Here is a 21,107-nt window from a genome sequence, read left to right as displayed (position 1 = left end):
ATCAGAGTGCTAGCACAACCAGAATTCTTCTTATCACTTGATAGCGGCTTGGCTTGGTTTTGAATAATCCACTAATAGCTCAACAACGTCGATGGCTTCGTTTTGTTGCAGTTGCATCATCTCAGCGGCTAAATCAATTTTATTTATGGGGGTTAAGCGATAGTTATTCCCAGAGAGGTTGTTTATTTTATATCGAGCGCGCAGCATGTCAGCGGGTAAAGCTTGGCTGGTCACAACAATATCGCCCACTACCGTGCCATATTCACCTGTCGATACGTTGAATACCTTGTTTCCAGCTTGCAAGCGAGGTGTTTGCCAGCGAATCTTATCGCCGTTGTTGTTTAGCGTGTAAACAGCAGGTGTGCTTTTTTGTGCAGTGGCAGAAGTCGGCGTCTGAGGCATGCAACTGGTTAGCAATAGCGCGCTGAGTAGGAGATAAATTGATCGCATTATTACTCCGAATGTGTATTAGTAATATGGTCTACCTTTAAGGTAGCTCCGATATAACCGCGAACGCAAGGTGACTTATGGCTCAATCTCAACAATGCAGTAACTCTTTTAAATTAACGCGAACGGCTTCAAGCGTTGCAGTTACCGCTGCATTGAGCGCTGCTTTATTTGGTATGCCGCTAACGCTGCATAGCGCGCCACAACAGGCTGGCCAAGACCATTACCAAGCGGTGGCCAAGGCCGCAGTGCCGCTGGCCGTGGCGCAACGAAAGCTAGCACAGCAACCAACGGCCAGTGGCCATCAATCTCATTTTGATAATACCTTAGAGCGCGCTACCTTCGTGTGGGGTCAAGCTAAGGCGGCACCCGTCACTGCCCAAGTCACAGATTTAAAAACCCGTGCACACACGCATATGCAACGGCTCAGCGGCATCAGTGCGCTCAAATCATCTCAGGTTGATGTGCGCCTCAATGACTGGCATGACATAGGTACTGGTGCTATCGTGGCGCGTTATCAGCAATTTGTGCAAGGTATTGAAGTATTTAATCGCCGCTACAGCGTTATGCTCAACCGTCAAGGTAGCCTCGTTGCTGGCGCCGGATATTTTGCTGATGTACCGCAAAGCGCGCAGAACTTTACCGCCCTTGGCGCATTTTCGTCTGAGCAGAAGGCAGCGCTTAGGGCTATTGCCGAGCTCAGTGATGTGCCGGTACAACTCGATGCACGCCGTATTCGCCAAGGCTATAACCATTTTGAAGTACGCAGTGCCAGCGACCAGCAACAATTTGACAATGTGCGTGTGAAGGCGGTGTTTTATCCACTTGCCGATGAGTTGAAAGCAGCCCATTACGTTGAAGTGGAACGCAAACGCAGCGACTCACTGGAGAGTGATTACTTTGCTTATGTGATTGCCAGCGACACCGGTAAAGTGCTGTTTAAAAACAATTTGCACAGTCATGCCACGGAGTATAACTACCGAGTTTACGCTGATGTGCAAAGCGGTTATCCCCTAGAGGGGCCGCATGGTGATGTGATCCCCGCCGATGGCCCGAATCAAACCGACGAAACTACTATTCTAGCTGCACCGCTGGTTAATATTGCCTATTACTCGGCGATTTCAACCCAAGACCCATGGCTTGGCGAGAGTGCCACCCGCACCGAGGGTAACAACGTTTTTGCTTATGCAGATATCAATGCTCCCCAAGGTTTTACCTCCGGCGACGTGAGTGCCGAGACGACTTCGGCGTTCACCTTTGACTATCCTATTGATCCAGAATTAGCTCCGACTGCTGAAGGCAACGTAAAAGCGGCGGTGGTGAACCTCTTTTACATGAATAACTTTTTGCATGACTTTTTTTACGACTACGGCTTTGATGAGACGGCTGGCGTTGCTCAACAAAATAATTATGGCCGAGGCGGCGCTGCTGGTGATCCGATAGAGGCGCAGGCACAAGATTACAGTGGTTTGAATAACGCCAATATGGCCACCCCTGCAGATGGCGCTAGCCCAAGAATGCAAATGTATTTGTATAACTCAAAAGACGCCCAAGTTGGCCAAGACTTTGGTGTTATCGGGCCGACAGGAATAGGCACTTTGAGCTCATCGCAGCGCTCGGCCTTTGGCCCTTTAGAATTTGATATCACTGGCGAGCTTGCGCGCTTTAACGATGGCAACGATGTTGATTCAGGCAGTGTGTTTGATGGGTGCGAGGCCGCTGCTGACCCCAGCACCTTGGCGAGTAAAATCGCTATTATTGAGCGTGGCAGTTGTAACTTCACGGTGAAGGTTAAAAACGCACAAGATGCTGGCGCATTAGGCGCTATTGTCACTAACAATGTCGATGATGGCACCCCAGCCCCCATGGGCGGTGAGGACGCCACCGTCACCATTGGCAATATGGGCCTCAGCTTCGATGACGGCCAACAGTTGTATAATGCCATGCTGTTGGGCTCGGTTACGGTGCGAATGTTTAATACCAACCCGCTCAAAGATGGCACCTTTGATAACGGTATAATCGCTCATGAATGGGGTCATTACATCAGTAACCGGTTGATTGGCAACGGCTCAGGGCTGGGTAACTTCCAAGGTCGTGCTATGGGCGAGGGTTGGGCAGATTTTCATTCACTCCTGTTTATTGCTAAAGCCAGTGATGCGCAAATTGCCGGTAATAGCGATTTTACCAAGCCTTATGCTACCGGCACCTTTGTAGAGGATTTTTACTTTGGTATTCGTCGTGTTCCTTATACGCCGAATCAAGATATCAACCCACTGAACTTTAGGCATATCACTGAAGGTGCAGGTGGTGACGTTGGTTTACCACCTACCAGTGTCGCCTCACCTCATGCACCGGGTGAACTATGGGCGTCTGTGCTGTGGGATAGCTACGTGGCGTTGATTAATGAACATGGCTTTAGCGAGGCCCAACAACGCATGGCGCGCTATCTCGTTGCCGGGTATAAAATGACCCCGGTCTCTCCGCTTTACACCGAAGCACGAGATGCTTTATTAGCGGCCATTGCCGCAGAGGACGTCGACGACTATCGCCTCGCACTGAATGCCTTTGCCAACCGTGGGATGGGGCTGGGTGCGCAATCGCCTGAGCGTTTCAGTACTACTTTAGATGGCGTGGTCGAGTCCTATGAAACACAAGCGTCAGCATTTAGTGCCGAGCAAATAACGCTCGACCCCGAAGGAGTGAGCTTCTGTAGCGCCGATGGCTACCTTGATATTGGTGAAACCGGTACGCTGACGGTGCAAATTAGTAATACCGGAAGTGAAACACTTAATAACATTCCTGTGCAATTTAGCGTGCTATCGCAGCAAGATGTAACCCTAGGCAATGGCGGTGAGAGTGAAGTGGTGAGCATTGAGCCCTTTGCCAGCGCTCAAAGCACGCCCATCAATGTGAGCTTAAATGATGCTGATATTGCCTCGCCTTTGCAGCTTCAGGTTAGCTTCCCTGACGATGGTGAGAGTGTGCAACGTCCCGAACCTATCACCCAGACGTTTACAGTAAATATTGCCTTTGCGGATGCGCCTCTCACCGATGCCAGTCAAAGTGACGACATGGAATTAGCGGCATTGAGTAAAGAGAACTTAGCGCTTTCTTTGCTCAAAGACACGGTGGGTTCTGAGCAAACATTAAGCTTTGATAGTTCAGATATCATCGACACCTTTGAACAAGGAGGTGTGCAACTGGGCGAGCAAAGCTTATTTTTACGCAACAATAGCTTCGAGTCTGATGTGGCTCTGACCACGCGAGCGTTTACGGTTGCTGAAGAGCAAGACTTTAGCGTCTCTTTTTGGCACTTCTATGCCCTAGAAGAGTTTTGGGATGGCGCGGTCGTTGAAGTGAACATCAATGATCAAGGTTGGCAAGATGTCACCGAGGCGGGAGGGCAGTTCGCTGTCGGCTATAATGGACAACTCAACCAGAACCCGGCTCAGTCGCTGCAACAGCGTCCTGTGTTTACTGGGCGCAATAGCACCGACAGCGTGTTTGGCAATATGGAAACCATTGATTTTGGCCAGCAACTGGCAGGTGAGCAAGTGCAATTGCGTTTTCGTATCAGCTCCGATGGCAGCGTAGAAGATACCGGTTGGTGGATAGACAATGTCAGTATTGCGGGGATCAGCTCTGAGGTGTTTTATCAGGTTGTACCCGGCGACGTGGAAGGGTGTGATAATCGTCCTCCTGTTATTGCGCAGATACCAGCGCAAAGTGTTGATGAGGGAGAGCAGGTCAGTATCAGCGCAGATGCGCAAGATGCTGACGGTGATACCTTGAGCTATCAATGGCAACAAACTGCTGGGCCTGACGTGACTCTCAGCGCAGCTAACACGGCCACAGTCAGTTTTAATGCACCACAAGTCAGTGCGCAGCAAACCTTGGAATTCACCGTGACGGTGAGCGATGGCGAGCTGATTGCTCAGCAAGATGCGCAGGTGAGTGTCAATAATATCGCCGAGCCAGCTCCTGAACCCGAGCCTCAGCCCACGCCCTCAGACAGTGATGAAGGTGGCAGTGGCTCCATGGGTGGTTGGGCATTATTGCTGCTCGCTATGCTAGGGCTACGGCGAAAAAAATAAGGGCGCGATTAGCACTTATAAGGCCACCTCCCGGTGGCTTTTTTTTGCTTATTCGTATAGAACCGCAGCCTATTTTCTCAACTCAGGGGACTGGTCTAAGCTGCGCTAAGTGTAAATTTTTAGATACGCACGCGTGTAGTAAAGGCTTGTTAGGCAAATAAAAGAATGACGCAAAGTTTTGATATAACGTAATAATTGCATGAAATTTAAACGCAGCGTGAACAACAGGAGCGATACGCTTGAATAATATTCAATAACAAAAAATTTACATTGTTGTTTCCGTACCTATATTGATACTTCGAACTAACAAGGAGACCAAGGTAATGAAAACAACAACCCTCAACCCCGTTCAACGAGCTCTGGCCTGCGCTGGGGTGACCGTAGTTATGCTTACTAGTGCAGCAGTGCATGCTCAACAACACCTCGATGGGCCGGGACAAGTGAGCCCTCTTATTGTCGGCGGCAATCCTGCTAACACCGCAGATTGGCCCTTTTTCACTCAGCTATTATCACGTTATGGTAGCTCTCCCTTTTGTGGCGCGAGCTACATCGGAGATGGCTATGTATTAACGGCAGCGCACTGTGTTGATGGCAGCTCAGCTTCCTCGTTGAATGTAAAAGTAGCGGGGTTTAGCAGCGGCGGCAGTGATGGCGATCGTATTGGCGTGTCGCAAGTATACGTACATCCGAACTTCGCCTCAGTGTCAACGGGATACGATGTGGCGCTATTAAAGCTGGCACGTCTTCCAAATCAAGGCCAAGCGGTAACCATGGCACAGGGGTCGATAGGTCAGTACGCTAATAACGGTGATTTACTCACCGTTGCAGGTTTAGGGCGCTTAAGTGAAGGTGGCTCGTCACCGAGTACCTTATATGAAGTAGATGTACCGCTGGTGTCCGATAGTGTGTGTCGCCAATCCGGGGGCTCTTATAACAATGTCGGCGCAACCCAGTTTTGTGCTGGTTATTCGCAAGGACAAAAAGATGCCTGTCAGGGCGACAGCGGTGGCCCTATTGTGATTAATTCCGGTGGGCAAAGGGTGCAGCTTGGTATCGTAAGTTGGGGGATCGGGTGCGCCAGACCAAACAACTACGGGGTGTACGCTGATGTCGCTGACTTACGCAGTTGGATTGATGGGATAACCGGTGGCTCAGGCACACCGACAGTGTCTTTATCGTATACAGAAAACGAATCCTTGGGTAATTTTACCTTGGGAGAGACGCAACAGCACACTTTCACCATTACCAACACAGGCAGCAGCGCCGTCACTTTCAATACCGTGAGCCTATCAAGCGCTGGTGTGGCATCAACTGTTGTCAAAGCGCAAGATAGCTGCAGCGCTGCAACATTGCCAGCGAATCAAAGTTGTAGCGTTGGTGTTGAGTTTGGTGCATCAGCTGCTGGGAGTTTGGGTGTAACGTTTGATTTCAGTGTCGAGCAGAGTCCACGCCAATATAGCGCGGCAATTTCGGCTAACGCAGTGGATGGCGGCAGCGTCTGTAAAGGTAATTGGGACGCTAATACCATTTACTATCGTCGCGATCAGGTCACGTACAATGGCTATCGCTATCAGGCACGCTGGTGGACACAAGGAGATGTCCCCTCAGAATCAGGTCCCTGGGGTGTGTGGCGCCGAATCGGCTCTGATCCCGCCTGCCAATAATACGCCCACCAAAAAGGCCATAATCATGGCCTTTTTATATTTTTAAGCACCCTTAAGGTTTACTTAAGATTGGCTCACTAACTTGATTCCATAGCATAAGTAAAACGAGATAAGTTATGGAGTCGATAGCGTTAAACCACCAACAGCGACTTGCGCCAGAGTCGCTGAACACGTCAAAAAGACCTCCGTCCACCGGGTATTTTACGGCCACGTTAGAGCACCATCATTATAAGGTGTTATGTACGCGGATCCGTCAAGGCTTTGCCAAGCACTATGATGCGGATATCAACCAATTTATGCCGTTATTGGTTTGTTTGGTGACTACCAAAGAGCGCTATTGTTGTTTCGGCCTACGCAGTGCCAATGAGCCCTTGTTTATAGAGAACTATCTGTCTCGGCCTTTGTCGTCATATCTTAAGCAATGGCAGATAGCGCCGCAGCAATGTGTAGAAATGGGTAATTTAGTGTCGACACACAGCGAGACTACATTATCTCACTTTGTGATCCTTGCTAAGGCGTTGAAACAAGCACATAAAAAAAGCCTACTTTTTTGCGCCACGGCCCACATACGCGCTTTACTATCGCGGATCGGGGCACCGTTTGAGGTCGTGTGCGACGCTCAACCCGAATGTTTAAGCGATCAGGGGCGATGTTGGGGAAGTTATTACTTTAACCGCCCTCAAGTATGTCGCGTCGATATAGATTCTGTGTGTAAGCACATAGATAACACGCCTAAGTTACAAACACTGGCCAACAGCCTAAGTGAGGAAGTGAACACCCTAGCTTGGCAGGGGAAAATGCTATGAACCACAAGTTATGGCCGTTGCCATCGGGCAGCCACATTAGTGACGAGCATACCACCTTGACAGCTAAACAGCTCGAACTCGCGGTATACCAGCTAGCACAACAGCTAAGCATAATGTCGGCGCGATGTATCGCATTAGAGCTAGATAATGGCGTACCGTGGATGGTATTGGATTTGGCCATGCAGCAAGCAGACGTTGTTGCGTTGCCGCTCCCTGCGTTTTTTACCCCACAACAGCGCCAGCATGCCCTAGATACTGCTCAGCCAGATTATGTGCTCAGCGATTCTTGTCATCAAGGTCAATCACTGTGGGTGGCAGGCACTGAATTGCGACTGACAAAGCTTGAGTATAAGCAGCAAGCTCAGGCCTTTCCTAAAAACACCCAGAAGATCACTTTTACATCGGGCTCTACGGGCAACCCAAAAGGGGTGTGTTTGAGCAACAAACAGCTCATTCAAGTTGCCAATTCGCTCGTGCAACGCACGACCCTGACTCGAGCGAAACATTTGTGTTTACTTCCCCTCGCGGTATTGCTTGAAAATGTGGCTGGTATGTATGCACCCTTGTTGACGGGAGGGCAAGTGCATGCGCCAAGTTTAAGAACACTTGGATTCGATGGTATCGAGCTTGTACAACCACAGCGGCTGTTGACCTATATCAGCACCTTTGCACCGCACTCGTTGATCCTTGTTCCAGAATTGCTTAAGGGGTTAGTGCAAGGGGCTGAGAATGGCTGGCACGTGCCTACGTCATTGCAGTTTATCGCTGTGGGTGGGGCCAAAGTCAGTGCCAAACTCATCGCACGCGCAAGGCAATTGGGTCTGCCTGTTTATCAGGGGTATGGCCTTTCTGAGGCCGGCTCGGTGGTGAGCCTTGCAACTAAGGGCTGCAATAACTTACCCAGTGTCGGCCGACCACTAGAGCATGTTGAATATCATATTGAAGATGGCGAGTTATGTCTTGTTGCACCTCATTTCTTGGGGTATCTCGGCGAGCCACACTCTACCCAGCAGCACTATCGAACTGGCGATCTCGTGCGCGTGGAAAAGGGTGAGTTATTTATTGTCGGTCGAAAAAGTAACCGCCTTATTTTAGCGAATGGCCGCAATGTTTCCCCTGAGTGGCCGGAGGCTGAACTGTTAAACCAAACTGCAGTTACTCAGGCTGTGGTATTTGGTGAGGCTCAAGCCCACCTTGTGGCGTTGTTGTGGGCGCCTGAAAATGTATCCGACCAGCAATTAAACAGCGCACTAGCGCGTGTCAATAAAGCACTGCCAAGTTATGCGCAAATCATGCGTTACCACCGCCTTGCAACTCCTTTATCTGTGGACGCTGGGCACCTAAGTGCTAACCATCGGCCAAAACGCGCCGCTATCGCGCACGCATTCAGCGATATTTTAAATGATTTATACCAGGAGCAACCCAAAATGACCTTCTTTGAACAGCTAGTGGCTAAAACCGAGGCGCAACGTCAATATTTATTGTCAGCGCCGATTATTAGTGAAGCATTGGCCGGTAAGGTGAGCATAGATCAGTACGTCGCCTTTTTAACCCAAGCTTATCATCACGTAAAGCACACTGTGCCGTTACTTATGGCCTGTGGTGCACGCGTCCCTGAACACAAAGAGTGGCTACGAGACGCCCTTGCCGAATACATTGAGGAAGAGTTGGGGCACCAAGAATGGATACTCAATGATATTGCTGCTTGCGGCTTTGATAAAGAGCAAGCCCGGGCCAGTAAGCCAGCTATGGCGACAGAGCTGATGGTGAGTTATGCCTACGACACCATAGCGCGAAACAATCCGCTTGGATTTTTTGGCATGGTGCATGTACTGGAAGGAACCTCGATAGCACTTGCAGATTCTGCTGCAAGCGAAATAAAAACGTCATTGGCGCTGCCTCAAAAGGCGTTTACTTATCTCACCTCCCATGGCGCCTTAGACCAAGAACATGTGAAGTTTTTTCAGGGGCTTATGAATCGTATTACTGATACAGATGATCAACATGCGATCATCCATGCGGCGCAGCGCTTTTACCACCTTTATGGGAATATCTTTCACTCTTTGAGCGCCGAGCACGGTCTCGCCAAAATCCGTGACCAGCAGGTGAGCGCATGAGCCAAGCTATCGCCGTACTCAGCGGAGCCACTGGGGGCATCGGCCAAGCCATCGCCAAACGCTTAGCGCAACGTCACTATCGTTTGGTGCTGCTTGGGCGCCAGCAACAGCTGCTTGATTCTTTAATAAGCGAGTTGCCAAGTCCTCAATGTGGTCACCATATCGGGCTCAGTGTCGATTTGGCAATGACCAATGATATTAACCATGTTATTGATTTACTTAGTGGGATTGGTCGTTGTGACTTGCTCATTAACAATGCCGGTGTCAACAGTATGCAGCCCCTACAGACGCTCTCGACTACACAAATCGATAATGTATTGAGCGTCAATATTCGTGCGCCAATGCTGCTGAGCCAGGGGTTATTGGCGGCTTTGAGCCAAGCTCGGGGCACCATTATTAATGTTGGTTCGTCATTCGGCGCCATCGGTTACCCCCTGCAAAGCCATTACTGTGCGAGCAAATTTGCATTACGTGGTTTTAGCGAAGCATTAGCTAGAGAGCTCAGCGACAGCGCGATTACCGTCAAATACTTCGCCCCACGAGCAACACACACGGCGATCAACAGCGACAAAGTGGTGGCACTTAACACGGCACTCGGTAACGCTATGGATACGCCTGATTATGTAGCCGATGAATTTATACGCCTACTCGACTCTTCAGAGCGCCAACGCAGTGTTGGCAAGAAAGAATCATTCTTCGCCAAGGTAAATGCACTATGGCCAACCTTGGTTGATAACGCGCTAGCCAAGCAACTTCCTGTTATTAAAAAGCTAATGAGGTGAGCTATGAAAACATCATTTTTATCTTTGATCTTCACTGTGGCACTGTGCCACTCCCCAGCCTACGCAGATGAACCACCTATCAGTGTCGCTGAATTGATGAGCCAATGGGCACACGTTAATTATGAGCTACAAGATGATGACCAAGAGCAGGCTTTTGAAGCGCTGATGGGGACTGCCAAAGATTACACCCACAAGTTTCCACAAGATGCAGAGGGTCATATCTGGGCAGGTATTATTTATTCCAGTTTTGCTGGTGCGAAAGGGGGACTAGGTGCCTTGGGTTTGGCAAAGCAAGCGAAGCAAGAGTTGGAGTACGCTATCCGTTTAGATGGCAGTGCTTTACAAGGCTCTGCTTACACTAGCCTGGGGACCTTGTATGCGCAAGTACCGGGTTGGCCTATCGGCTTCGGTGACGATGATAAAGCCAAAGAACTGCTACAGAAGTCGCTGCAAATCAACCCTGAAGGCATTGACGTTAATTACTTTTATGCTCAGTTCCTCTATGATGAAAGAGAATATAAAGAAGCGAAAACCTATCTGCTTAAGGCCCAAGCCGCACCACCTCGCTTGGCTCGCCCGCTTGCAGATAAGTATCGGCAGCAGGAAATTAGCACTTTATTAGCTAAAGTTGAGCGTAAATTACGCCGTTAATAGGGGAGAGTTGGGTTGCGGCTTTTGTTAGTTGAAGACGATGCGCTCTTGAATCAAGGGCTGACGCGAACATTAGGCAATGAGGGCTACGCGATGGAGTCGGTATCAGACCTAGCGTCAGCTCGCGCATATATCGCCAGCGACGACATTGACATGGTGATTTTAGATTTAGGCTTGCCCGACGGTGATGGACTCACCTTGATGAGCCAAATAAAAGGGCGCAAAAAGCCGCTGCCGGTGTTGATCTTAACGGCACGAGATAGCTTAGATGATAAGATTAAAGGCCTTGATTTAGGTGCTGATGATTACCTTGTGAAACCCTTTGAAGTGGATGAGCTGCTTGCTCGACTGCGGGTGTTGTCGCGGCGTATCAGTGGCGTCACCTCTAGTTTACTGCATTGTGCTGCACTGCGTCTTGATTTAGCTGCGCATCAAGCCTGGGTTGACGAGCAGCCGCTGTCCTTACCGCGTAAGGAGTATATGTTGCTGAAAGCATTGATGGAAAACCAAGGCCGAGTGTTATCAAAGGAGCAGCTAGAGCAAAAGTTATATCAATGGGGCGAAGAACTCGGCTCAAATGCCATTGAGGTCCATATTCACCATTTGCGTAAAAAGCTGCCAGCTAACATGATCAAAACATTGCGGGGCATTGGTTACGTCCTCGCACGTGAGCCTCAATAAGCGCAGCGATGATGAGTATTCGTGCAAAACTTTTGTTGTTATTGATATCAGTGATGGTTTTGACCTTATTTTTGGCTCTGGTTGAGGGCTACCAACGCAGTTTAGCCCGCGCCGAGACGTTATTTGATTCACATTTGCATACCCAGGCCGAGGTTCTTTTTCACAGTGGCGAGATAGCACCACAAAGTTTACCTAATGTCATTTGGCAGCGTTGGCATCAGGGCGATATTGTCGCTGGCTCGACAACTTGGCTGACGCAGCCCGAGCAATCAGGCATGAGTACCCTCAATGCACAAGGACAACGCCTGCGTGTGGCAACGTATTGTCAAAAGCAACAATGTGTTGCCGTTGCTGAGCCCATCGCTGAGCGTTTTGCGCTCAGTGAGCAGCTGATCATGGCCATGGTGGTACCTATGTTGTGGGGTATGGCCCTGCTGGCGCTGTTAATTAGTATCGTAGTGAAGCGTGCATTGCGGCCCTTATCGCAGTTGTCACAGGAGTTGAAAGGGCGAGCTGCTCACGATTTTACCTTGTTGCAGATGCAACCCAATGAGTCGGAAATTAAGCCGGTTGTGCAAACTCTTAATGAGCTTTTGCATCGCACCGAGCAAGCGTATTTGCGAGAACGTTATTTTGCCAGTGATGCCGCACATGAACTGCGCACACCGCTAAGCGCAATGAAAATTAACTTACATAACTTACAGCAGCGCTATGATGACGATGATGCGCAGGCGCTCGTGGAGAGTGTAGAGCGGCTAAACCATTTAGTTGAACAAATGCTCGCGCTGGGGCGCACCTCTTCCCATCAGTGGCAGGATAAGCTCGGGCCGCAATCCTTGGCACAGTTATGCCAAGTCTGTATTGCCGAGTTGTATCCGCAAATTGAAAAGAAACAGCTGGATATCAGCTTAAATGGAGAGTGTCGTGACATTCAGGGTGAAACCTTTACCCTTTCAGTGATGATAAAAAACATTATTAGTAACGCCGTGAAGTACACACCTGAAGGGGGTAAAGTGGTGATAGAGCTGCAAGACCTCGGCGCTGAGGTGATACTGAGTGTCAGCGATTCAGGCCCTGGCATTGCTACTGATCTTCGAGAGCGTATTTTTGACCGCTTTTTTCGTGTCGGTGGGGATAGTCACCCAAGCCATATACCCGGAGCAGGGTTAGGGTTGGCTATCGTGCAGCATGTTGTCGGATTATATCAAGGTAAGCTGGCATTGATGAGCAGTCCCTGGGGCGGTCTGCAGGTGCAGGTCACTTTGGCTAGGCAGCGAGATACCTTATGCAGCGACTGATTTGGATTGTGTTGCTATTGAGCTTACCCGCTAAGGCCGAGCTCAAAGAGTTTCATCTAACCCTAAAAAACCATTTATTTTATCCGTCACGCCTGGAAATTCCGGCGGGGGAGAAAGTGCGGTTATTGGTCAGCAATCACGATGCCACCCCAGAGGAATTTGACAGCTTTGATTTAAATCGTGAAAAAGTGCTCTTTCCTGGACGTGTGAACGTTATTTTCATTGGCCCATTAGCACCAGGCGAATATGCCTTTTTTGGTGAATTCTCACCGGATACAGCTAGGGGAGTCGTTATCGTCAAAGCGCCTCAGGAGGGACAATGATCAATAGCGTCATCGTGACCATTAACCAGCTGTTGCCGCTTGCTATCATCGGCGTTTTTGCAATTTACTTTGTCGATAAAAAAATACAAGGCAAACAGTGGGGGGCGCTTGCTTTTTTCGTCACTGTGCCCACCGTGGCTTATATCGCTGCACTTGAGCAATTGAGTCAAGGGTTTAACTATTTAGGTTTTGAATACTCACAAATATTGTTGATTGTGTTGTTGACCCTAAGTGCTGGCGGGCTGGCTTTTTTTCGTAACTTCATGTCAATGCTGGCGCTGTTTGCTTGCGCTACCTGTTTGTATTTAAGCCACTATGTACCTTGGTTAATGCAGCTGCAACTCAATACCAGTGTGTTGCTGGGAATTGGCTTAGGGGTGGGCATTGTACTCAGTATGGCGGTGTTGCTCGTGTTTTTACTCGCCTGGCTGGCACAATGGCTAAATGGTTGGCTCTGTGTTGCGCTTTTTGCCTTGCATGTCAGTGGCCAGTTTATTACTTCGCTAGATATCGCCGCTGGCGCTGGGCTTATCACCTTGCCACAACCACTGTTTGATGGTCGTCAGTGGCTTGATGAGCATAGCCCAATAGGGCGACTTTTAAAGATTCTAATCGGGTACGAGGCGATGCCATCTATATTGTCTGTGTGTGTTTATCTTGGCGCTGGAGCTCTCTTGCTGCTTGCCGCCTATTGGCAACGAAGGAGAAATCATGCGTTACCTTAGTGGCTTATTGCTGTTCCTCAGCTTGCCCTGTTGGGCTGATGGTATGGTGGTTGATAAGGTGTATCATCCTTATGTTTTACCCTATGAAAAAGAACTCGAATGGCGTTTAGTGTCGCATCAAAGTGACGCTGGAAATGTGCTGGCGCAGCGCATCGGTGGCGGCGGCGCTATTAGCGAGACTCTCAGTGTGGAGCTTTATGCGGTGGGTGAGCGCGATGACAATGGTGATTTTGGTCTTGCTGCTTATGAAACTGAATTGCGCTGGCAAGTTGTGGAGCAAGGTCGTTATTGGGCTGATTTTGGAGCCCTGTTTGAAGTAGAAAAAAGCCATCGTCAAAATGCCTATGAATTTACCACCGGGCTATTATTTGAAAAAGAATTTGGATCGACCAGCTTAACGCTTAATGCATTTGCGGTTTATGAGTGGGGCGCGGATATAGATAGTGAATGGGAAAGTGAGTTTCGAGGTCAATATCGTTATCGCTGGCGTGCTGCATTTCAACCTGCAATAGAGCTATATAGCGGTGAAGATTTTATTGGCATCGGCCCTGGATTTATCGGTTTGCACCGTTTTGCAGGGCAGCGACAGCTAAAGTGGGAGGCAGGCTTTATTACCGAAGTAGGTCATGGCGGCAAAGACCACAGCGTTCGTTTAGCGCTAGAGTTTGAGTTTTAAATGTGCAACCCGATTATGATTTTGCATTAAGTTGATCGACATGCCATTGTTATCAGTACATTTTCACTCAGTACTGAGTTATTAAACGGGAGCAAAAAATGACAATTAACGCCTATGCTGCGATGGAAGCAGGTAAAGCGCTTGAGCCGTACCAATATGATCCGGGTGAGCTGGCCGCCGATGAAGTTGAAATCGCCGTCGATCACTGTGGTATTTGCCACTCTGATTTGTCGATGATCGATAACGAGTGGGGGATGAGTGAATATCCGCTGGTGGGCGGACACGAAGTGATAGGGCGCATTGAGAAAGTCGGCCGCGATGTCAGTAATCTTGAAGTTGGACAAACGGTAGGCCTAGGTTGGCACAGCGGCTATTGCGGTCATTGCCCGAGCTGTGATGATGGCGACCAAAACCTCTGTGCCAGTGCGCAAGGGACTATTATTGCTCACCACGGTGGCTTTGCCGATAAAGTGCGCGCGCAAAGCAAAAGTGTGATCCCACTGCCTAAGGGGCTTGATGCCAAGGCGGCAGGCCCGTTGTTTTGTGGCGGTATCACTGTTTTCAACCCCTTGGTACAGTTCGATATCAAACCTACCGATAAGGTCGCAGTCATTGGTATTGGTGGTTTGGGCCACTTGGCGCTGCAATTTTTAAACGCCTGGGGCTGCGAAGTCACCGCTTTTAGTTCCAGTGATAGCAAAGCCAAAGAAGCCAAAGAGTTGGGTGCGCATCACATTATTAACTCGCGTTCGGAGCAGGCCCTAGAAGAGGCCGCAGGGCAGTTCGACTTTATTATTTCCACCGTCAATGTGAAGCTTGACTGGAATGCGTACATCAATACCTTGAAACCCAAAGGCCGTTTGCATTTTGTTGGCGCTACGCTTGAGCCGTTAGACTTAAGCGTGTTTGGTTTGTTAATGGGCCAGCGCAGTGTATCTGCTTCCCCAGTGGGCAGCCCAGGAACCATTGCTAAAATGCTCGATTTTGCTGCGCAGCATAACATTGCTCCACAAATCGAAACCTTTAAATTTGATGATATCAACGCCGCCCTTGACCATGTCCGCGAAGGCAAGGCACGTTATCGCGTAGTGCTAACGCGTTAATACATCCTGATACGGATTATATAATTTTTGTTGATACCAAGCCGCTTTTTCGATAGCTGAGAAAGCGGCTTTTATATTGGCCACCAATTGTGGGTCGCTATCGACATTAGCGGCGAGATAGCCATATACACTCAATTGCTCGATATCTCTGACAAAGCGTAGCTCCTTGGCGGGGACATTAAACTGTTTGGCCATAGCACCCAGGTAATTGGGGTCATCAATTACTAAATCGACTTTGCCCGAAAGCAGCAGTCGATAGGAATGTTTAATATCAGCGGTTTGTACGGTGCTAAACTGACGATCGGCAAAGAACTTGGCGCTGATATCGCCGCGCTGCACAGCGATACGATAAGGACGAGCGTCGTTCACTTGGCGTAAGTTAATCTCAGAACGTGAAGCCAAGGTAACAAAACCCAAGCGGAAATACGCCACTTTGCCTAACCATTGGAATTTGTCGAGCCTGTCGGGGGTTTTGGCAACGCTGTAAAGTAAAGTGTTAGGCTTTTTTTGTGCCAGGTGAAAAGCGCGTGCCCAAGGGTACATATTGATAGTGGCGTCGACATTGGCTTTAGAGAGCACATGGCGGACTATATCGGTGCTGCTACCGCCTATTTGACCGTTGATCACTAATTGGTTGGGTGGGCTCAGCTCTGTGACCACTTCAATAGGTTGTGCAGCAATGCGCGTGGTCGATAATAAAATCGTTACCCACAGCGTAAAGCGAGCCAAAAACAAAGCCATAAAGCGATAAACCAAAGACACAGCACTTGTTTTTAGAATAGATAAGTTCACAGCGAATTGCGATGATTTTTTGCCCTAAACGATAAAAGGGCCTTGCGGCCCTTTGGTGAAGTATCGTTCAAGTTAGCTATTGCCTTAACCCCTTAAAACAATAACCTAGGCCGAGGAGGCCCTGTTTTGCAACTGTGGCTTCTCTTTGTTTCTAAGCAATAGAGAGGAAAAACCCAGCAATTGCGGCGCTCATGAGGTTGGCCATAGATCCTGCCAACACTGCTCTGAGCCCTAGGCGTGCGATGTCCTTTCGCCGGCTTGGCGCCATACCGCCAATCCCACCTAGTAAAATGGCTATCGAAGACAAGTTAGCAAAACCACACAGCGCAAAGGTAACAATGGCTTGAGTGTGTTCGCTTAACTGGTCGCGATAATTTATAAAGTCTAAATAAGCTACAAACTCATTGACGACTAATTTCTGGCCGATAAAACTACCGGCAATAATGGCTTCGTCCCACGGTACACCTAATAACCAGGCCACCGGCGCGAAAACATACCCGAGAATTTCTTGTAGCGTGAGCTGTGGGTAATCAAACCAACCACCAAACCAACCCAATACGCCATTAAGCAATGCAATCAGGGCCACAAATGCAAGCAGCATAGCGCCTACATTCAAAGCAAGCTGCATCCCGCTTGATGCACCTGATGCGGCTGCATCGATAACATTAACGGGCTGCTCGTGGTCGCCATCCAGTTCAGCCAAATCTTCTTTCGGGGTTTCTGTCTCTGGCACAATCATTTTTGCCATAAGGAAACCACCTGGCGCCGCCATAAAACTTGCGGCAATCAAATACTGTAAATCGACGCCTATTTTGACGTAGCCGGCCATCACTGAGCCCGCCACCGTCGCCAATCCGCCGACCATTACCGCAAACAACTCTGACTTAGTCATAGAGGCAATAAACGGCTTTACAATAAGTGGCGCTTCGGTTTGCCCAACAAAGATGTTTGCCGTTGCCGAGAGCGACTCTGGACGCGAGGTTTTTAATAACCGTTGCAGCGCCCCACCGAGAATTTTAATAACCCAGTCCATCACCCCGAGGTAGTACAATACCGCCACCAAGGAGGAGAAGAAGACAATGACCGGCAACACTTGAAAGGCAAACAAAAAGCCCAGTGTTTTTTCCGAGGCCAATGGCCCAAACAAAAACGTAATGCCATCGGTGGCGTAGCTAATCACTTGCGCGACCGCAGCCGACATCTTAGCGAGTATGTTTTTGCCAAATTCAAAAAATAATACAAAGCCACCGATGATGACTTGTAATAAAAAGGCGATACCAACCGTACGCAGGTTTATTGCTTTACGGTTCGTTGAAGCGCCGAAAGCGATGGCGAGTAGGGCTAGCATACCCACCAAGCTCATTAATGTTGTCATGCCCGATGTTCCCGTTATTCTTGTAGTAGGTGTTTGATTTTACTTTTTATTATATCGATTGCTACACGGTTCTTACCGCCTCGGGTCACCACTAAATCGGCGCTGTGCTTCGAGGGCTCAATAAACTGGTAAAACATCGGTCGCACTGTTCGTTTGTATTGCTCAACCACCGATTGCAAACTGCGGTCACGTTGTTCAATATCGCGCTGCATTCGGCGCATCAAGCAAATATCCAGTGGCGTATCGATAAACACCTTAATGTTAAATTCGTCGCGAAGTGCTGGGTCACTTAATAACAATATACCTTCGACAATGAGTATTTTTGCTGGCAACACTCGACGCGTTTCGGCGCTGCGAGTGTGTTCGCTATAATCATAAATTGGCACATCAACTGACTCTCCCGCACGCAGATTGCGTAGGTGAGTCACCATTAACTCATGCTCAAACGCATCGGGATGGTCATAATTGGTTTTAATACGATGCGCCATCGGTAAATGAGACTGATCACGGTAATAGGCATCTTCCTCTATAATGGCGATGGCCCCCGGCTCTAGTTCATTTACCAACTCGTTATATATTGTTTGGCTAAAAAGCGACTTTCCTGATGCAGACGCACCAGCGATCGCGATAATCGTTTGTGTCACAGACAAGCACCCAGACTGATGTAAGATAAAGGATTACTTTAGCAAATTCGCTGCTATTAATCTCTGAAGATGTCGTCCTTTACTGCTGTCTAGCGCCTTAGTGACGCAAATCCTCACGTTATTCCGACAAATGTAGCTATTATTAAGTGGTCAAAATAAGGACTTATGTCCGCTGAATGTGAACAGCCATCGTCAGTTGCGGCTGCATTCATAGCAACCCACAAAGCACGGACTTTTGTCCTGTGTCGCCTAGTAACAAGTCGTTAAAGTGGTTCCATAAAACCACAAAAGTGAGGTGAGTATGGCACGCGCAATTATCCTGATGGCTGATAGTTTAGGTATCGGTGCAGCTCCAGATGCTGATAAATTCGGTGATGTTGGCGCCAACACACTCGCTCATCTTTTGCAGGCATACGAGCAAGACAAGGGCCAGCCATTGGCATTGGCAAACTTGTCGCGTTTAGGGTTAATCGATGCATGTGAGGCTGCATCGGGGGCGAGCATTAACATTAATGAACGCCAACAACCCCAAGCAGCTTGGGGCTATGCGAAAGAGCTTTCCAGTGGTAAAGATACGCCCTCAGGGCATTGGGAAATGGCCGGTGTGCCGGTGTTGTTTGATTGGGGCTACTTTCCCGTTGAGCAACCGTGTTTCCCGCAAGCATTCATTGATGAGCTGATTGAGCGTACAGGTATTCCTGGCATCTTAGGCAATTGCCATGCCTCGGGGACCACTATTATCGCCGAGTTAGGTGAAGAGCATGTGCGCAGCGGTAAACCGATTTGTTACACCTCCAGTGACAGCGTGTTTCAGGTGGCCGCTCATGAGCAAAGTTTTGGCCTAGATAAACTCTATGAAGTATGTGAAGTTGCACGGACACTACTTGATGAGCATAACATTGGCCGCGTTATTGCCCGCCCCTTTGTGGGGGAGAGTAGCGACGATTTTGAGCGCACCGGCAACCGCCGTGATTACTCGGTGTTGCCACCGGCGCCTACGGTGCTTGATAAACTCGCGCAAGCCGGTGGTGAGGTGATCAGTATTGGCAAGATTGCTGATATTTATGCGCACCAAGGCATCACTCAAAAACACAAAGCGCCGGGCCTTGAAAACTTGCTCGAGAAAACCGCGCAAGTGATGGCTGAAGCGCCGGATAACAGTCTGATTTTCACCAACTTGGTGGATTTTGACGAAAAATATGGTCATCGTCGCAACGCCATCGGTTATGCCGAAGCTTTGAAAACCTTTGATGACTTTTTGCCGCGTATTTTCGCGCAAATGAATGACGACGATTTATTGTTAATCACTGCGGATCACGGCTGTGATCCCACTGCAGCTGGCAGCGATCATACCCGTGAGTATGTCCCAGTCATTGCCTATCGGCCGGGGATGACTCCGGCGGCGCTGGGCGAGCGTGAAACCTTTGCCGATATGGGGCAAACCTTAGCGCAGTGGTTTAACTTACCTGAGCTAGACTATGGTACAGGGTTTAAAGCGGCGCTAGAGCGCTAAGAACGAATAGCAAGAGGATAGAATATGAGCACGCCACACATCAGCGCAGCCCCAGGTGATTTCGCCGAAACGGTACTTATGCCAGGCGATCCACTTCGTGCGCAATACATCGCTGAGCACTTTTTGGATGATGCCAAACAAGTCACCAGTGTACGTAACATGTTTGGCTTTACTGGCACCTATAAAGGTAAGCCTGTGAGCATCATGGGCTCGGGAATGGGTATTCCCTCTATGTCTATCTATGCGCGTGAGCTGATTGTTAGCTTTGGCGTTAAAAACATTATTCGCATCGGCACCTGTGGTGGCATTGCCCAAGACACCAAAATTCGTGATGTTATCTTTGCCCAAGGCGCAAGCACCGACTCTAACGTGAACCGCGCCCGCATCAGTGGTTACGACTACGCCGCGATTGCCGATTTTGGTTTGCTAGAAAATGGCGTGCGCGCAGCCCGCGACTTAGGCATTGATGCCAAAGTAGGAAATGTATTCACCACCGATACCTTCTACCAGGCCGATGGCAGCTTTTATGAGCAGCTCAACAAACTGGGTGTGTTAGCGGTGGATATGGAAACCGCTGGTTTATACGGCGTAGCTGCTGAATATGGTGCCAAAGCCATGGCGTTGTTTACTGTGAGCGATCATGTGATCACCGGCGAAGCAACCCCAGCGGAAGAGCGCCAAAGCACGTTTAACGAAATGGTTAAAATCGCGCTTGAATCAATTTAAATAAATTTAGTTAACGCAAAGTAACGTCTTTGCGGTGCACTATGCCATCTGCCCATGGCCAGTGCGCACAGAGTTCCTTGGTAATACGTAAATACGTTAACCCAAAGCCCCCACCTTTTAGGTGGGGCTTTTTTATGTCTGAAACAAATGACCGCTTTGACTTATTTTTATAGTAAATGTAGCCCGCTTGCCAGAACACCTAAAACGGCCCTCACTAAGTATGAGGAGTCGAGACCAGCAGTAAAACTATGCTGTAAATGATAAGTAGACCTTGTTAAGGAAGTTGGGGCTTGGCCTAAGCTACATTATTATCGAGCAAGAAAGTTATCGAAAGCTATTTCGCTGCTCGGCCTAATTGCTTTATTTCATTTACCCAAGCAGACTTTTCGGATTCAGAGGCCGCAACTACCGAGCCAAATAAACTCACTGCGCTGGGCTGAAACCCACTGAACTGTAAGGTGAATATATCGAGTTGTGCAATAACCGATGCGGCTTGGTCTTGTAGGCTCTGCGGCGGTGCATCCATGGTTAAGATGATGCGTGAGGTCTTGTCGGTGAGTAGAGGCACGGGTGTATAGCCTTGGTACTTAAATGCGAACCCGGGCAGGAAACTTCTATCAAACAGGCCTTTGAATTTTGCCGGAAGGCTGCCCCACCAAATAGGCGAAACGATCACAACATGATCTGCCC

General features: G+C 49.0%; 19 protein-coding genes and 1 pseudogene. 15 read left to right on the top strand and 5 right to left on the bottom strand.

Annotated elements, in window-relative coordinates:
• Nucleotides 1–33: 33 nt before the first annotated feature.
• On the bottom strand, nt 34–450 hold the full coding sequence (locus tag MHM95_RS03895; RefSeq protein ID WP_239384304.1) for a hypothetical protein: 417 nt from the start codon (nt 448–450) through the stop codon (nt 34–36).
• Between the two features lie 77 nt (nt 451–527).
• Here MHM95_RS03895 and MHM95_RS03890 point away from each other — a divergent pair, with 77 nt between their 5' ends.
• The 13 genes and pseudogenes from MHM95_RS03890 to MHM95_RS03830 all read left to right on the top strand — a co-directional run bounded on the left by MHM95_RS03890 (nt 528) and on the right by MHM95_RS03830 (nt 15,367).
• Entirely contained in the window at nt 528–4,541 is a 4,014-nt protein-coding gene (locus MHM95_RS03890; protein ID WP_239384302.1) for a rhombosortase-dependent M36 family metallopeptidase, read from the top strand.
• A 323-nt stretch (nt 4,542–4,864) separates the two neighbouring features.
• Nucleotides 4,865–6,205 carry a trypsin-like serine protease gene (locus MHM95_RS03885; RefSeq protein WP_239384300.1) on the top strand — a complete coding sequence of 447 codons (1,341 nt, stop codon included), beginning with the start codon at nt 4,865–4,867 and terminating at the stop codon, nt 6,203–6,205.
• Between the two features lie 116 nt (nt 6,206–6,321).
• Nucleotides 6,322–7,011, top strand: a complete 690-nt coding sequence (locus MHM95_RS03880) for a thermostable hemolysin (protein WP_239384298.1) — start codon at nt 6,322–6,324, stop codon at nt 7,009–7,011.
• Nucleotides 7,008–7,973: pseudogene (locus MHM95_RS03875) on the top strand (AMP-binding protein); the annotation flags it as partial. The gene MHM95_RS03880 and the pseudogene MHM95_RS03875, both read left to right, overlap by 4 nt.
• Nucleotides 7,974–8,438: 465 nt before the next feature.
• Nucleotides 8,439–9,128 carry an iron-containing redox enzyme family protein gene (locus MHM95_RS03870; RefSeq protein ID WP_231657990.1) on the top strand — a complete coding sequence of 230 codons (690 nt, stop codon included), beginning with the start codon at nt 8,439–8,441 and terminating at the stop codon, nt 9,126–9,128.
• Complete coding sequence (locus tag MHM95_RS03865) at nt 9,125–9,910, top strand: SDR family oxidoreductase (RefSeq protein ID WP_239384296.1); 786 nt, start codon at nt 9,125–9,127, stop codon at nt 9,908–9,910. Before MHM95_RS03870 ends, MHM95_RS03865 begins: the two co-directional genes overlap by 4 nt.
• A 3-nt stretch (nt 9,911–9,913) precedes the next feature.
• Nucleotides 9,914–10,561: a tetratricopeptide repeat protein gene (locus MHM95_RS03860; RefSeq protein ID WP_022944782.1), complete on the top strand. Its 648-nt coding sequence runs from the start codon at nt 9,914–9,916 to the stop codon at nt 10,559–10,561.
• A 15-nt stretch (nt 10,562–10,576) separates the two neighbouring features.
• Nucleotides 10,577–11,242, top strand: coding sequence for a response regulator (locus tag MHM95_RS03855; protein WP_235418524.1), 666 nt, complete (start codon nt 10,577–10,579; stop codon nt 11,240–11,242).
• Between the two features lie 8 nt (nt 11,243–11,250).
• Entirely contained in the window at nt 11,251–12,540 is a 1,290-nt protein-coding gene (locus MHM95_RS03850) for an ATP-binding protein (RefSeq protein WP_138548117.1), read from the top strand.
• Complete coding sequence (locus MHM95_RS03845) at nt 12,528–12,863, top strand: cupredoxin domain-containing protein (protein WP_138548116.1); 336 nt, start codon at nt 12,528–12,530, stop codon at nt 12,861–12,863. The genes MHM95_RS03850 and MHM95_RS03845 overlap by 13 nt, the downstream gene beginning before the upstream one ends.
• Nucleotides 12,860–13,588, top strand: coding sequence for a hypothetical protein (locus MHM95_RS03840; RefSeq protein ID WP_239384294.1), 729 nt, complete (start codon nt 12,860–12,862; stop codon nt 13,586–13,588). Before MHM95_RS03845 ends, MHM95_RS03840 begins: the two co-directional genes overlap by 4 nt.
• Nucleotides 13,575–14,264 (top strand): hypothetical protein, encoded by a 690-nt coding sequence (locus tag MHM95_RS03835; protein ID WP_130146114.1) that lies wholly within the window; start codon nt 13,575–13,577, stop codon nt 14,262–14,264. Before MHM95_RS03840 ends, MHM95_RS03835 begins: the two co-directional genes overlap by 14 nt.
• Nucleotides 14,265–14,362: 98 nt before the next feature.
• Nucleotides 14,363–15,367: an NAD(P)-dependent alcohol dehydrogenase gene (locus tag MHM95_RS03830; RefSeq protein WP_022944788.1), complete on the top strand. Its 1,005-nt coding sequence runs from the start codon at nt 14,363–14,365 to the stop codon at nt 15,365–15,367.
• Here MHM95_RS03830 and MHM95_RS03825 read toward each other — a convergent pair.
• The 3 genes from MHM95_RS03825 to udk all read right to left on the bottom strand — a co-directional run bounded on the left by MHM95_RS03825 (nt 15,356) and on the right by udk (nt 18,178).
• Nucleotides 15,356–16,159 (bottom strand): transporter substrate-binding domain-containing protein, encoded by an 804-nt coding sequence (locus MHM95_RS03825; protein ID WP_138548113.1) that lies wholly within the window; start codon nt 16,157–16,159, stop codon nt 15,356–15,358. The two genes, MHM95_RS03830 and MHM95_RS03825, sit on opposite strands and share 12 nt — an antisense overlap.
• A 151-nt stretch (nt 16,160–16,310) precedes the next feature.
• A complete protein-coding gene (locus tag MHM95_RS03820) occupies nt 16,311–17,534 on the bottom strand; it encodes a NupC/NupG family nucleoside CNT transporter (RefSeq protein ID WP_022944790.1) in 1,224 nt (407 codons plus the stop codon).
• A gap of 14 nt (nt 17,535–17,548) precedes the next feature.
• A complete protein-coding gene (gene udk / locus MHM95_RS03815; RefSeq protein ID WP_022944791.1) occupies nt 17,549–18,178 on the bottom strand; it encodes a uridine kinase in 630 nt (209 codons plus the stop codon).
• 301 nt (nt 18,179–18,479) lie between these two features.
• On the opposite strand from udk, the gene MHM95_RS03810 reads away from it, so the two are divergent.
• On the top strand, nt 18,480–19,691 hold the full coding sequence (locus MHM95_RS03810) for a phosphopentomutase (protein WP_239384292.1): 1,212 nt from the start codon (nt 18,480–18,482) through the stop codon (nt 19,689–19,691).
• A 24-nt stretch (nt 19,692–19,715) separates the two neighbouring features.
• Nucleotides 19,716–20,417 (top strand): purine-nucleoside phosphorylase, encoded by a 702-nt coding sequence (deoD, locus tag MHM95_RS03805; protein WP_022944793.1) that lies wholly within the window; start codon nt 19,716–19,718, stop codon nt 20,415–20,417.
• A 334-nt stretch (nt 20,418–20,751) separates the two neighbouring features.
• On the opposite strand, the gene MHM95_RS03800 is transcribed toward deoD, so the two are convergent.
• Nucleotides 20,752–21,107, bottom strand: a 356-nt coding sequence (locus MHM95_RS03800) for an NAD(P)H-dependent oxidoreductase (protein ID WP_239384290.1), incomplete at its 5' end; no start/stop codon positions are given.

The organism is Pseudoalteromonas sp. CnMc7-15 (genome assembly GCF_022347925.1).
Lineage (GTDB): Bacteria > Pseudomonadota > Gammaproteobacteria > Enterobacterales > Alteromonadaceae > Pseudoalteromonas > Pseudoalteromonas ruthenica.
Note: the sequence above shows the minus strand (reverse complement) of the source record. Positions and strands in the feature narration are given on the sequence as shown.